The 13,076-nt window shown below is 74.6% G+C and carries 13 protein-coding genes; 5 read left to right on the forward strand and 8 right to left on the reverse strand.

Features of this window, described 5'->3' with window-relative positions; translation table 11 throughout:
- Nucleotides 1-53: 53 nt before the first annotated feature.
- Both KPL59_RS04245 and KPL59_RS04250 read right to left on the reverse strand, forming a co-directional pair.
- Nucleotides 54-1,238, reverse strand: a complete 1,185-nt coding sequence (locus KPL59_RS04245; protein ID WP_374111597.1) for a glycoside hydrolase family 3 N-terminal domain-containing protein — start codon at nucleotides 1,236-1,238, stop codon at nucleotides 54-56.
- A gap of 170 nt (nucleotides 1,239-1,408) precedes the next feature.
- Entirely contained in the window at nucleotides 1,409-2,398 is a 990-nt protein-coding gene (locus KPL59_RS04250) for a glutathione S-transferase family protein (RefSeq protein WP_226360004.1), read from the reverse strand.
- Between the two features lie 35 nt (nucleotides 2,399-2,433).
- Between KPL59_RS04250 and KPL59_RS04255 the strand changes: the two genes are divergently transcribed.
- From KPL59_RS04255 to KPL59_RS36720, 3 genes are all read left to right on the forward strand, one after another.
- A complete protein-coding gene (locus KPL59_RS04255) occupies nucleotides 2,434-3,639 on the forward strand; it encodes an acetyl-CoA hydrolase/transferase C-terminal domain-containing protein (protein ID WP_226360005.1) in 1,206 nt (401 codons plus the stop codon).
- 338 nt (nucleotides 3,640-3,977) lie between these two features.
- The gene (locus KPL59_RS36715) at nucleotides 3,978-4,793 is read left to right on the forward strand and encodes a class I SAM-dependent methyltransferase (RefSeq protein WP_083907896.1); all 816 of its coding nucleotides are present in this window, start codon (nucleotides 3,978-3,980) and stop codon (nucleotides 4,791-4,793) included.
- Nucleotides 4,790-5,638 carry a methyltransferase domain-containing protein gene (locus KPL59_RS36720; RefSeq protein ID WP_083907895.1) on the forward strand — a complete coding sequence of 283 codons (849 nt, stop codon included), beginning with the start codon at nucleotides 4,790-4,792 and terminating at the stop codon, nucleotides 5,636-5,638. Before KPL59_RS36715 ends, KPL59_RS36720 begins: the two co-directional genes overlap by 4 nt.
- A gap of 13 nt (nucleotides 5,639-5,651) precedes the next feature.
- On the opposite strand, the gene KPL59_RS04265 is transcribed toward KPL59_RS36720, so the two are convergent.
- The 5 genes from KPL59_RS04265 to KPL59_RS04285 form a co-directional block, all read right to left on the reverse strand.
- A complete protein-coding gene (locus tag KPL59_RS04265; protein WP_226350881.1) occupies nucleotides 5,652-6,563 on the reverse strand; it encodes an alpha/beta fold hydrolase in 912 nt (303 codons plus the stop codon).
- Nucleotides 6,527-7,099: a GtrA family protein gene (locus tag KPL59_RS04270; RefSeq protein ID WP_226350880.1), complete on the reverse strand. Its 573-nt coding sequence runs from the start codon at nucleotides 7,097-7,099 to the stop codon at nucleotides 6,527-6,529. Before KPL59_RS04270 ends, KPL59_RS04265 begins: the two co-directional genes overlap by 37 nt.
- Before the next feature lie 128 nt (nucleotides 7,100-7,227).
- Nucleotides 7,228-7,914, reverse strand: a complete 687-nt coding sequence (locus KPL59_RS04275; protein ID WP_226360006.1) for a protocatechuate 3,4-dioxygenase subunit alpha — start codon at nucleotides 7,912-7,914, stop codon at nucleotides 7,228-7,230.
- Nucleotides 7,911-8,609: a protocatechuate 3,4-dioxygenase subunit beta gene (gene pcaH / locus KPL59_RS04280; protein ID WP_020625980.1), complete on the reverse strand. Its 699-nt coding sequence runs from the start codon at nucleotides 8,607-8,609 to the stop codon at nucleotides 7,911-7,913. Before pcaH ends, KPL59_RS04275 begins: the two co-directional genes overlap by 4 nt.
- A 28-nt stretch (nucleotides 8,610-8,637) precedes the next feature.
- The gene (locus KPL59_RS04285) at nucleotides 8,638-9,861 is read right to left on the reverse strand and encodes a 4-hydroxybenzoate 3-monooxygenase (protein ID WP_226360007.1); all 1,224 of its coding nucleotides are present in this window, start codon (nucleotides 9,859-9,861) and stop codon (nucleotides 8,638-8,640) included.
- A 70-nt stretch (nucleotides 9,862-9,931) separates the two neighbouring features.
- Between KPL59_RS04285 and KPL59_RS04290 the strand changes: the two genes are divergently transcribed.
- Nucleotides 9,932-10,690 (forward strand): IclR family transcriptional regulator, encoded by a 759-nt coding sequence (locus KPL59_RS04290; RefSeq protein ID WP_226350878.1) that lies wholly within the window; start codon nucleotides 9,932-9,934, stop codon nucleotides 10,688-10,690.
- Nucleotides 10,691-10,747: 57 nt separating this feature from the next.
- Nucleotides 10,748-11,875: an epoxide hydrolase family protein gene (locus tag KPL59_RS04295; protein WP_226360008.1), complete on the forward strand. Its 1,128-nt coding sequence runs from the start codon at nucleotides 10,748-10,750 to the stop codon at nucleotides 11,873-11,875.
- Between the two features lie 4 nt (nucleotides 11,876-11,879).
- Here KPL59_RS04295 and KPL59_RS04300 read toward each other — a convergent pair whose 3' ends face one another.
- Complete coding sequence (locus KPL59_RS04300; RefSeq protein ID WP_226360009.1) at nucleotides 11,880-13,055, reverse strand: FIST N-terminal domain-containing protein; 1,176 nt, start codon at nucleotides 13,053-13,055, stop codon at nucleotides 11,880-11,882.
- Between the last annotated feature and the right edge of the window lie 21 nt (nucleotides 13,056-13,076).

Raw genomic sequence — 13,076 nt, forward strand, 5'->3', positions numbered from 1 at the left:
CCCCGGCCGAGGGCCTCGCACAGAGTCGTGCGGGGCCCTCGTGCGTACCCGGGTCAGCCGCGGTGGCAGAGGCCCTTGGCCGCCAGTACCCGCGCGACGGCGGTGTCGTTGTCCTGCGCCGTGAGCCGCCCGTCGGCCAGCGCCTTCTCCGCGGCGTCGAGCAGCGGTGCGACCGGGGTGACGTTGGAGAACAGCGCCATGTCCGCGCCCGCGGTCAGGGCCCGGGTGGTGGCCTCGGCCAGCCCGAAGCGGTCGGTGATCGCCTTCATCGCACCGAGGTCGTCGGTCATGGCGAGACCGTCGAACCGGTAGTTCTCGCGCAGCAGCCGGTAGGCGGCCGGGGCGATGCTGGTGGGCACGTCGGTGGTCAGGCCGGGGACGTCGAGGTGGCCGAGCATGACCCCGACCCGCCCGTCGAGCGGCTTCCCCGGTCCGACGAGGTCGGCGTAGGGCCGCAGGTCACCGGCGCGCAGCTCCTCCAGCGGCGGGGTGCTCACCGACCCCTTGTGCGAGTCACCGGAGCTGTGCCCGTGGCCGGGGAAGTGCTTGAGGACGCCGAACACCCCGCCGGCCTCCTGGCCCTGCACCCAGGCCGCGGCGTAGCGGGTCACGGTGGCCGGGTCGTCGGAGAACGACCGGTCCCCGATGACGGCGGTGCGCGGCTGGTCGGAGACGTCCACCGACGGCGCGAGGTTCCAGGTCACGCCGCGGGCCTTCAGCTGTTCGGCACGCTCGCGGGCGATCTCGGTGACCTGCTCGGGGCTGTCGGACGCGGCCATCTGCCGGGCGCTGGGGACGTCGCCGTCGAGCTCGTCGATGCGCTGGACCCGGCCGCCCTCCTCGTCGACGGCGACGGCCAGCGGCGTGCGGGACGCCTCCTGCAGCGCCGCGAGCCGGCCGTCCTGCAGCAGCGCGGTCGCGTTGCCGCCGAGGAACACCCCGCCGACCTGCGAGTCCCGCACGATCGCGGTGGCGCCGGCCGGGTCGGCCGCGTCCACCCCGACCATCAGACGCTGGGCGAGCCGGTCGCGGGGGGACAGCGCCGCCACCATCGGGGCGCAGGTGTCCGGGTCCGGCGCCGGCTGTGCCCGAGCCGCATCCGGACCGGCGTCCGGCTGTGGGACGCCGGTGCTGTTCGCGGTGAGCTGCGGCCCGGCGACGGCGACGAGCCCCGCCGTCAGCGCGCCCACGACGGCGGCGGTGAGCAGTCCGGTGCTGCGACGACGTCGCTGCCGGATCACGGGGTGGGGTCGTCCAGGCACTCGCATCGCGACCATCGTGACAGGCCCTCGCCGGTCCGGCGCCCCCGCCGCGCCGCCACCGGCTCCCCCGGACCGCACGCGGCCGGGTCCTCCCGCCGGTGCCCGGACGCCCCGCCGTCGCCACGGCGGGGACTCCGACGCCGCGGTCAGCCGATCGCGGGGACTCGCTCGGACTCCGGCGGCGGACCGGGCGGGGTGCCGTCGCCGAACGGGCGCCCGCCCAGCTCCTCGCGGCCGTGTGGGGTCGTCCAGCCGGCGAGGTCGGGCCCCTTCGGGACGATCCCGGTCGGGTTCACCGACGCGTGCACGCCGTAGTAGTGCTGCTTGACCTGCTCGAAGTCGATGGTGTCGCCGAAGCCGGGGGTCTGGAACAGGTCCCGGGCGTAGGCCCACAGCACCGGCAGCTCGGTCAGCTTGTGCCGGTTGGCCTTGAAGTGGCCATGGTAGGCGGCGTCGAAGCGGACCAGGGTCACCCACAGCCGGATGTCGGCCTGGGTGATCGAGTCCCCGACCAGGTAGCGGCGCGTCGACAGGTGATCGGACAGCTCGTCCATCCGCGACCAGAGGGCGTCGTAGGCGCGGTCGTAGGCGCGCTGGGACGAGGCGAACCCGCACTTGTAGACGCCGTTGTTGACGTCGTGGAAGATCCCCTTCCCGATCTGCTCGATCGCCTCCGGGTCGGTCCACAGGTCCGGTGCGCCGTCGCGGTGGAACTCCCGCCACTCGGTGGACAGGTCCCGCTCCAGCAGCGCGTATTCGTTGGTGACGACCTTGCCCGAGGCCACCTCGACCATCGCGGGGACGGTGACGCCCTCGGCGTAGCCGGGAACGGCCTTCTCGTAGGCCTCGCGCAGGTACTCGATCCCGAGCACCGGGTCGACGTTCCCGGGGTCGAGATGGAAGCGCCAGCTGCGCTCGTCGTGCAACGGGCCCGCGATGCCCAGCGAGATCGCGCCCTCCAGCCCGAGCAGCCGCCGGGTGATGATCACCCGGTTCGCCCACGGGCAGGCGCGCGCACCGACGAGGCGGTAGCGGCCCGCCTCCACCGGCCACGGCGACGACCCGTCGGCCGTGATCCGCTCGGCCACCCCGAGCGCCTCCCGTACGAACTCACCGCTGTCCTGGTCGGTCCCCATGCCCGCCAACGCTAGCCCTGTGGTCGGATGGGCGCATGAGCGTCGACGGTGACCTCGAACGCGGTCTGTCCGAGCTGGTCGCGCCGGGCTCCCGGGTGGCGCTGGCCGACGGCTGTGGGCTCCCCTACGCGCTCGCCCGTCCGCTGTCGCGTGTGGCGGCCCGGGCCGGGGGTGTGCGGCTCGTGCTGGGCTGGGTGCCCGGCCCGGCCCCGGATCTCGACCCGGACGCGTTCGCCGACATCCGCACCGTCGTCGGCGGGCCGGGGGCGCGGGTGTTGATCGAGGCCGGGCACGCCCACCGGGTGCCCGCCCGGCTCTCCGCGGTTCCGGCCCTGCTCGCCGGTCCGCTGCGGCCGGACCTGCTGCTCGCCACCGTCGTCCGCGACGACGCCGGTGACCTGCGGTTCGGCGCCGAGGTGTCCTGGATGCGCGGCCTGGCCGAGGCCGGTGTCCCGGTCGCCGCGCTGGTGTCGGCCTCGGCCCCGCACGCCGACACCGGACCGCCGCTACGCGGGGTGGCCGTGCTCGGCGAGGTCGACGGACCGATCGGGGCGCCACACACCGTCGGCACCCCGGCCCCGACCGAGGCCGACCGGGCCGTCGCGGCCGCGGTCGCCGCGCTGGTCCCGGCCGGGGCACGGATCCAGTTCGGGCCGGGCCGGCTGGCCGCGGCGCTGGTCGCGGCCCTGGACGTACCGGTCGCGGTGGACTCCGGGCTGCTCGCCGACCCGGTCGTCGACCTCGACGAGCGCGGGCTGCTGCGCGGCACCCCGACCTCGACGGCCCTCTACGGCAGCCCCCGGCTGCACGACTGGGCCGACCGGCTGGGCCGGGCCGGGCGGGCGACCGTGCGCCCGATCGAGTACACCCACGACGTCTCCCGGCTGACCTCGACCCCGGGGCCGCTGGTCGCGCTGAACACCGCCCTGGAGATCGACCTCGACGGCCAGGTCAACGTCGAGGGCGTCGCGGGGTCGGCGGCCGGGATGATCGGCGGGCACCCGGACTTCGCGGCCGCCGCGGCCCGCGGGCCGGGCCTGTCGGTGATCGCGTTGCCGTCGGCGCACCGCGGCCGCCCGACGCTGGTCGAGCGGCTCGGCGGGCCGGTCACCACGCCGTCGCACGACGTCGACGTGGTCGTCACCGACCGGGGCACGGCGGACCTGCGGGGGCTCGGCCGCGGCGAACGGCGGCGCGCGCTGAGCTCCCTGTGGGGCGGCGCCGTTGCGCCGGACGGATGAACTCGAATCCATGGCGTGACCGGAGTCACTCATCACCCGGGGTGAGTGGATGGGCGCCGCCCCGGGCGCGGCCCGTCGTGGCCGGGCCTCGGTGACTCCGCGTCCCCACCGGACCGACGGCGTGTGACGGCCGTATGACGTCACTGGTGGGCCCGCGCGCGGCCCGGCCCTGTCCCGGCCCGGCCGCCGCCGTCCGGTGAGACCCCGGATGACCGGCCGAGTTGCGCATAGCACAACGCGGCCGGCCGATCCAGGATCACCCTCGGTGAGCGGACAGGGGCCGCGGGGGCACCTACGGTCGGGCCGTCCAGCACCCGAGCGCCGAGGAGGCGCGCCACATGACGGCAGACCAGGAGTTCGGCGACGCGCCGACCGAGGTCCGCGAGTCCACCCACTACCGGCAGGAGTACGTGCAGACGTTCGTCGACAAGTGGGACGAACTGATCGACTGGCGGGCCCGCTACGCCAGCGAGGGGAAGTTCTTCGTCGAGCAACTCCGCAGGCGCGGGGTCACCAGCGTCCTCGACGTGGCGACCGGCACCGGCTTCCACTCCGTCCGGCTGCTGGAGGAGGGCTTCGAGACCGTCGTCTCCGCCGACGGCAGCGCCGAGATGCTGGCGAAGGCCTTCGCCAACGGGATGAAGTTCGGCGGGCACGTGCTGCGCGTCGTGCAGGCCGACTGGCGGTGGCTGAACCGGGACGTGCACGGCGAGTACGACGCGATCATCTGTCTCGGGAACTCGTTCACGCACCTGTTCTCCGAACGTGACCGCCGCAAGGCGCTCGCCGAGTTCTACGCCATGCTCTCCCATGACGGTGTGCTGATCCTCGACCAGCGCAACTACGACGCGATCCTGGACAACGGCTTCAGCTCCAAGCACCAGTACTACTACTGCGGCGACGACGTCGTGGCCGAGCCGGAGTACGTCGACGACGGCCTGGCCCGGTTCCGCTACAGCTTCCCGGACGGCTCCCGCTACCACCTCAACATGTTCCCGCTGCGCAAGGACTACACCCGGCGGCTCATGCAGGAGGTCGGGTTCCAGCGGATCGACACCTACGGCGACTTCCAGTCGACCTACGCCGACGACGAGCCCGACTTCTTCGTGCACATCGCCGAGAAGGCCTACCTCGACCAGGAGGACGTCGCGTGACGCGGACGCCCGAGCACACCGCCGAGCACACTGCCGAACACACCGCCCGGTCGTACTACGACTCCGACGACGCCGACACCTTCTACGCGCGGGTCTGGGGCGGTGAGGACATCCACGTCGGCGTGTACGAGGACCCGGACGAGCTGATCTCGGTCGCGAGCGCCCGCACGGTGACCCGGATGGCGCAGGTCGCCGGGGTCGGCCCGGGCACCCGGGTGCTGGACCTGGGAGCCGGTTACGGCGGCGCGGCCCGCAGGCTGGCGGCCGGGCACGGGGCCGCAGTGCACTGCCTCAACCTCTCCCCCGTCGAGAACGCCCGTAACGAGCGGATGACCCGGGAGCAGGGGCTGGACGAGCAGGTCACCGTCACCACGGGCAGCTACGAGGCCGTTCCGGTCGAGGACTCCTCGGTGGACCTGGTGTGGTCCCAGGACGCGTTCCTGCACTCCGGCGACCGGGACCGGGTGCTCGACGAGGTCGCCAGGGTGCTGCGCCCGGGCGGGCAGGTGGTGTTCACCGACCCGATGGCCGTCGACGGGCTGGACCAGTCCTCGATCCAGCCGATCCTGGACCGGATCGCGCTGTCCACGATGGGCACACCCGGCTTCTACACCGACGGGCTGGAACGACGCGGCTTCACCGGTGTGCGGTTCCACGACCACGCCGGGCAGCTGCCGACGCACTACCGCCGGGTGCGCGAGGAGCTCGTCGCGCACGAGGAGGAGCTGTCGTCGTCGATCTCGCGGCCCTACCTCACCGCGATGAAGGCCGGCCTGCAGCACTGGGTGGACGGCGGGCGGGCCGGGAAGCTCACCTGGGGCATCGTGCACGCCGTCCGGTCCTGAGGACCGCCTGCGGTCAGCCGCCCAGGAACGCGCGGACCGCGGCGGTGGTCGCGGCGGGCTGCTCGTCGACGAGGAAGTGCCCGGCCCCGGCGAGTGCCTCACCGGTGACCAGGTCCGGGTCGGCGGCGGCGCGACGCCACACCTCCAGGGGGCTCTCGGCGTTGGCACCGACGACACCGCGCTCGCCCCACAGCACCAGGGTGGGCGCGGCGATCCGCTCCCCCGCCCGCTCCGAGGCGGCGTCGTGGTCGAGGTCGATCGAGGCGCCCGCCCGGTAGTCCTCCAGCATCGCGTGCCGGGCGGCCGGGTCGGCGAACGCGCGCTCGTAGGAGGCCAGCGCCTCGGGCGGGTGCGCGTCGAGCCCGGAGCCCCAGCCGCCGAGCAACGAGTGCAGGAAGCCGATCGGGTCGCCGGCGATGAGCCGTTCGGGCAGGTCGGCGGGCTGGATGAACAGGAACCAGTGGAAGTACGCCGTCGCCAGCGCCCGGTCGGTGTGGGCGTAGACGTAGGCGGTGGGGAGGATGTCCAGCAACGCCGCCCGCGTGATGCGCTCGGGATGGTCGAGCAGCATCCGGTGGGTGACGCGGGCGCCGCGGTCGTGGGCGACGACGGCGAAGGTGTCGAAGCCGAGGCGGGCCATCACGTCGACCTGGTCGGCGGCCATCGCCCGGAACGAGTAGCCGGCGTGGTTCTCGCCGTCGGCGGGGCGGCCGGACTCGCCGTAGCCGCGCAGGTCCGTGGCGACGACGGTGTGGTCGCGCGCCAGGTCCGCCGCGAGCGGCCCCCACATGGCGTGGGTCTGCGGGAAGCCGTGCAGCAGCAGCACCGGCGGGCCCTGTCCGCCGCGCACCCCGTGGACGACGACCCGCTCCTCGGGCGGCCCGACGGTCAGGTCGAAGGCGTCGAACTCGGCTGTTCCGGGCACGGATGCCGTCCTCCCTGGTCGCCTCGCGCACCGGCGGCGGCCGGGCGTGCCACATCGAACACCCAGAACCGCAGCACCGCGAACCGCAGCAGCCCGCCGACGAGGCTGGCGGCGACGACCGCCGCCTCCTCCCCCGGTGTGGTGTCCCCGGCGACCTGGTGCAGCGCGAGCAGCACCGCGGAGGTGTAGGTCGCGTAGAACGCGACGGTGCCCGCATCGTGCACCCACTCGCGCAGCCGGTGCGCGGGGGCGCCGTCGAAGGCGAAGCGGCGGCTGGCCTCGGTGCTGACCGCGGTGGTGAGGACCAGCGCGACCAGGTTCGCCGGGACGGCCGGGAGCACCGGGCGCAACAGCAGGAACAGCGCGGCGTTCAGCGCGGTCGCCCCGCCGCCGACGACGGCGTAGCGGGCGAGCTGCACGGCGAGGGGGTACCGCCGCGACACCGCGGCGACGGCGCCCGTCACGCGCCCGCGTACCCGGGCGGCGGACTGCGCCGGGTCACCGAACGGCACGTGTGCCGACTGCGCTGCGTCCACCGGTCCTCCCGCCCCTGCTGGGTAGATCTTCGCAGGAGTACCCCCGAAGGATCACCCGAATCAACCGGACGCGTCACACCCGCCACACCGGTGAGGTCCCGGGCGGGTGCCGGCGCGGCCGGGCGCCGTCACAACGCGAGGAACACCGTCTCCCCCTCGCCGCGCAGCCGGATGTCGAACCGGTACCGGCCCGGCCCGTCCGCGACGGCGACGAGCGTGTGCCGGCGGTCGGCCGGGACGGCGGTGAGCAGCGGGTCGGTGGCGTGCGCCGCGGCGTGCTCGGGGAAGTAGATGCGGGTGACGACGCGGTCGAGCAGGCCGCGGGCGAACACCGAGACGTTCACGTGCGGAGCCTCGGCGGAGCGCGCATCGGCACCGTGCGGAGCGCCGGCGGAGCGCGCATCGGCCCCCTGCGGAGCCCCGGCGGAGCGCGCATCGGCCCCCTGCGGAGCCCCGGCGGAGCCCGCATCGGCACCCTGCGGAGCCTCGGCGGGCAGCGCACCCGGCAGCACGGTGCGGATCCACCACCGGCCCTCGTCGTCGGTGGGGCAGCGGCCGAAGCCGCGGAAGCCCTCGACGGACGGCTTCGCCGCGCCGCGGGGGTCGTCGGGGTGGTCGAAGCGGCCGTCCGGGTCGGCCTGCCAGGTCTCGACCAGCGCGTCCGGGACGAGTGCCCCGTTCCCGTCGAACACGGTCCCGCCGATCAGGACGGCGCCCGGGGTGCCGTCGGGCACGACGTCCGGGCCGTCCGGCCAGGGCAGGCCCAGCGCGAGGTAGGGGCCGACGGTCTGGGTCGGGGTCAGCGGCAGGCTCATGCGTGGGGCTCCTCGAACGGGGTGGCGCCGCGGCCGCGCAGCACGATGTCGAACCGGAACGCCAGCGCCCACTCCGGGCGGGTGGCCTCCAGGTCGAAGGTGGACACCAGCCGCGTCCGCGCCTGCTCGGGCGTCGCGTTGTAGATCGGGTCCTGGGCGAACAGCGGGTCGTCCGGGAAGTACATCTGGGTCACCAGCCGCTGGGTGAACGCGCGCCCGAACAGCGAGAAGTGGATGTGCGCGGGGCGCCAGGCGTTGTGGTGGTTGCCCCAGGGGTAGGCGCCGGGCTTGATCGTGGTGAACGAGTAGCCGCCGTGGGCGTCGGTGAGGACCCGGCCGCCACCGGTGAAGTTCGGGTCGAGCGGGGCGGGCCAGTTGTCCCAGCGGTGGGCGTAGCGGCCCGCGGCGTTGGCCTGCCAGACCTCGACCAGGGTGTCCGGGACGGGGCGGCCGTCGGAGTCGAGGACCCGGCCGAACACGACGATCCGCTGTCCCTGGGCCTCCCCGTGCGCACCGACGGTGAGGTCGTCGTCGCCGGGACGGACGGGCCCGGTGAGCAGCGGCCCGGTGATCTCGGTGAGCCGCTGGGGCAGGATCACCGGCTGCTCGGACGGCGCCCGCAGCGCGGTGCTGCGGTAGTCCGGTGAGAGCAGCGGTGCGTGGGTCCCGGCCGGGACGGGGGCGTAGCCCTGCATCGGCGGTCCTTCCTCGTGGTGGGTGGGTCTAGACGGCGCCGTGCGGGAGGCCGACGTAGTTCTCGGCGAGGCTCGTCGCGGCGGCGCGGGAGGTCACGGTGTAGCGCAGCTGGGAGCGTTGCAGCCCGACGCCGAACGCGTCGCCGCCCTCGGTGGCGGGGTCGAAGCGGTGCAGCATCGAGGTCATGAACCAGGAGAAGTGCTCGGCCCGCCAGACGCGGCGCAGGCAGGTCTCGGAGTAGCCGTCGAGGCCCGCGTCGTCGCCGTCGCGCAGCGCGCGGACGACCGCGTCGGCCAGCACCCGGACGTCGGCGATGGCGAGGTTCATGCCCTTGGCGCCGGTGGGCGGCACGATGTGCGCGGCGTCGCCGGCGAGGAACAGCCGTCCGCGGCGCATCGGGGAGGCGACCATGCTGCGCATCGGGGTGACCGAGGGCTTCTCGATGAACTCGCCCTCGTTGATCGTGAAGCCGTCGCAGGCCAGGCGGGTGTGCAGGGCGTCCCAGATGCGGGCGTCGGACCAGTCGGACGGGTCGGTGTCGTTCGGGACCTGGACGTAGAGCCGGGTCACCTCGGGGCTGCGCATCGAGTAGAGCGCGAAGCCGTCGTCGTGGTGGGCGTAGACGAGTTCGTCGGTGGTGGGGGCGGCCTTCGCGAGCACGCCGAGCCAGGAGAACGGGTAGACGCGCTCGGCGATCTCCGGGGCGACGAGCGGGCGGGAGACGCCGTGGAAGCCGTCGCAGCCGGCGATGACGTCGCAGCGCAGGACGTGCGCGGTGCCGTCGGCCGCGGCGTAGGTGATCGACGGGGTGTCGGTGTCGACGTCGTGCAGGGCGACGCCGGTGACGCCGAACTCCACCGGCAGCCCGGCGGCGTCGACGCGGTCGGCGAGCAGGTCCTTCACGACCTCCTGCTGGCCGTAGACGGTGATGCCGGTGCCGACGAGGTCGGCGAAGTCGATGCGGTGGTCGGCGGCGGGTGCGCCGGGGGCCTCGGCGAAGCGCAGCGCGATGCCGGTGTGCGGCATGCCCTCGCGGTCCAGCCGACCGGCGACACCCATCTCCCGGAGCAGCTCCACGGTCGGTGCCTCCAGCACGCCGGCGCGGACCCGCGCCTCGACGTAGGCACGGTCGCGGGACTCCAGGACCACCGACTCGATCCCGGACAGCGCCAGCAGCTTCGCCAGGACGAGCCCGGCGGGGCCCGCTCCGACGATGCCGACCTGGGTCCGGGTCTCGCGTCGCTGCGTCATGGGCATCACCTTCCCGGCCCGGCACCGGAGCATTCGACCCCGCTTCCGCTCTGCGGAAGAATGCCCGGCCATGGGGACACGTCCGGTCCGGTCGGGGGTCACCGCGCGGGTGCTGGACGTGCTGGGTGCGTTCAGCCCGCAGGCCCCGGTGCTCGGGCTGACCGACATCGCCCGGCGCACCGGGCTCCCGCTGACGACGGTGCACCGGATCGCCGGTGAGCTCGCCGCGGGCGGGGCGCTGGACCGCGGCGACGACGGCCGCTACCGGATCGGGCTGCGGCTCTGGGAGATCGCGCAGCTGGCCCCGGCCAGCCACGGGCTGCGGGAGGCGGCGATGCCGTTCCTGGAGGACCTGCACGAGGTCACCCGGCACAACGTGGCGCTCGCCGTGCTCGACCCGGACGACCCCGGCGAGGTCGTCTACGTCGAGCGCCTGTCCAGCCGCGGCGCAGTCTCGATCGTCTCGCGGACCGGGTCCCGGCTGCCGTCGACGGCGACCGGGGTCGGGCTCGTGCTGCTCGCGCACGCCGACCCGGCGGCGGTGGAGACGGTGCTGGCCCGCCCGATCCGCCGGTTCACCCCGTGGACGGTGTGCCGCCCCGACGGCGTCCGTGCGCTGCTCGCCCAGGCCCGGACCAGCGGGTTCGTGGTGTCCGACCGGCAGATCGAGGAGGTGTCGATGTCGGTGGCCGCGCCGGTCCGCGGCGGGGACGGGCCGGTCGTCGCCGGGCTGTCGATCGTCGTTCCGGCCGCGACGAACCCGCACACCCTGGTGCCCGCGGTGCGCGCGGCGGCCCGCGGGATCAGCCGGGCCCTCGCCGCATCGTGATCGTTCCGATGCCGTGGCCACGGCGCCCGTCGTCACGTTCCGTGCCACCGTGGCCGGGTGCGCGACTTCCGGATCGAGATCCCCGACGCCGAGCTGGACGACCTGCGCGAGCGGCTCGCCCGCACCCGCTGGCCGGACCCGGCGACGGTCGACGGCTGGTCCCAGGGCGTGCCGCTGGACTACGCCCGTGAGCTCTGCGACTACTGGCGCACCCGCTACGACTGGCGCCGCGTCGAGGCCGAGATCAACCCGTGGCCGCAGTTCCGCACCGGTCTCGACGGCGGCGGCGACGACGCGGTCGAGATCCACGTGCTGCACGCCCGGTCGAAGCACCCGGACGCGATGCCGCTGCTGCTCACCCACGGCTGGCCGGGCTCGCTCGTCGAGTTCCTCGGCGTGCTGCCCGCGCTGACCGACCCCGAGGACCCGGCCGACGCCTTCCACGTCGTCGTGCCGACGCTGCCCGGGTTCGGGTTCTCCGGCAAGCCCACGACGACCGGGTGGGGGGTCGAGCGGATCGCCGTCGCCTGGGCGCAGCTGATGGACCGGCTCGGCTACGAGCGCTTCGCCGCGCAGGGCGGCGACTGGGGCTCGATGATCACCTCGGCGCTGGGGACCGCCGCCCCGGAGATGCTGATCGGCATCCACCTGACGATGGCGCTAGCCCCCAAGCCCGACGACGCCGAGGCCCTGTCGGCGCAGGAGAAGGCCGACATCCGCTTCTCCAAGGAGTTCTCGCGCTACGGCTCCGGCTACTCCGCTGAGCAGTCCACCCGTCCGCAGACCATCGGCTACGGCCTCGCCGACTCCCCCGCCGCGCAGTGCACGTGGATCGTGGAGAAGTTCTGGGACTGGACCGACTGCGCGGGCCACCCGGAGAACGTGATCAGCCGGGACCGGCTGCTGGACAACGTCATGCAGTACTGGCTGGGGTCGGCCGGCGCGTCCTCGGCGCGGATCTACTGGGAGAGCTTCGCCCGCCGCCGCCTCGACGACGTCGACGTCCCGACCGGTGTCGCCCAGTTCCCGCAGGAGATGGTGAAGCTCCCCCGGTCCTGGCTGGAGCGCCGCTACACCGACCTGCGCTGGTTCTCCCGCCCCGACGTCGGCGGGCACTTCCCGTCGCTGGAGCAGCCCGAGTCCTTCGTCGACGAGGTGCGGGGGTTCTTCCGGACCCTGCGCTGAGCGCTCAGACCACCAGCACGGACGCGGTGAACGCGTGCAGGTGGTTGCCCGGCCCGACCGGGCCGATCTCGCCGGCGGCGAAGAAGCCGGCCACCCGGGGGCCCGTCGCACCGGGGGCGGTCCCGTGCGGGTCGAGACCGACGCGCACGGCGTGCACGTCGTGGTCGGCGTCGCCGAACATGCCGGCGCCGCGGCCGTTGCAGGAGAACAGCAACGCGCCCGCGGCCGGCGCGGCGCGGCGCACCGGGGCGAGCAGCTCGTGCAGGTCCTGGGCGGCGCCCGCGGCGTCGCGGACCTGGAAGCGCACGGTGGTGCCGACCTCGACGAGGTCACCCGCGATGACGGCGCCGTCGCCGACGTCGACGGCCAGCACCGCGCGGACCAGGAAGTCGCCGCGGTCGTGGGACTCGGCGTACTCGTCGACGGCGACGCCCAGGTGCAGCCCGGTCAGCGCCTGCTCCTGCTCCTCGGGCGGCAGGGCGGTGACGATCTCGCGCAGTCGCTCGGCGGCGGGCCGCCCGGCGAGCTCGGCGATCCGGTTGTCCCGGGCGCTGGTGACGACCATCGGCGGCCCGATCGGGCGGCATCCCTGGCTGACGACGACCCGCGCGTCGGACGCACCGCCGAGCAGCACCCCGACCGCCCCGCCGTGGTGCACGGTGCCCCCGGCGAACAGCCGGTCGGCCCCGGGGCCGCCGGTCAGGCCCCCGGTCACCGGGAACCCCGGATGGGTCGACGCGAGCCGGTCCAGGACCCCGCTGACCGGGAACACGGACGGGTCGGCCAGCAGGACGGCGACATGGTCGTCCTCGGCGGGTGGGACCAGGCCGCGCACCGCGATCGCGTCGCGTCCGTCCGGTCCCGCGCCGGGGCGGCGCTGCGCGACCGGGAAGAACGTCCGGACCCGGGTGCCGGGCAGCGACGCCGCCCAGACGGCGACGGCGGGCTCGCCCTCGACGCCGCGGCCGTCGGCCATCACGCCGTGCGCGGTGGTCCCGATCGTCGCACCGGGTCCGGCGAGCTCCATCACCCGCAGTCCGGCGGCCTCGGCCTCCTCGACCGGGACGGCGGGCCCGGCACCGGGGCAGACGAAGAACGCCACGAGGTCGGGGACCGCACCGAGCGCCGCCAGCGCCTGCCCCGTCGCGACCTCCGCGGCCCCGACGAGATCCGGCCCCACGGCCAACCCGTCCCCCACCCG

It is taken from the genome of Pseudonocardia sp. ICBG1142 (assembly GCF_020496255.1).
Classification (GTDB): Bacteria; Actinomycetota; Actinomycetes; order Mycobacteriales; family Pseudonocardiaceae; genus Pseudonocardia.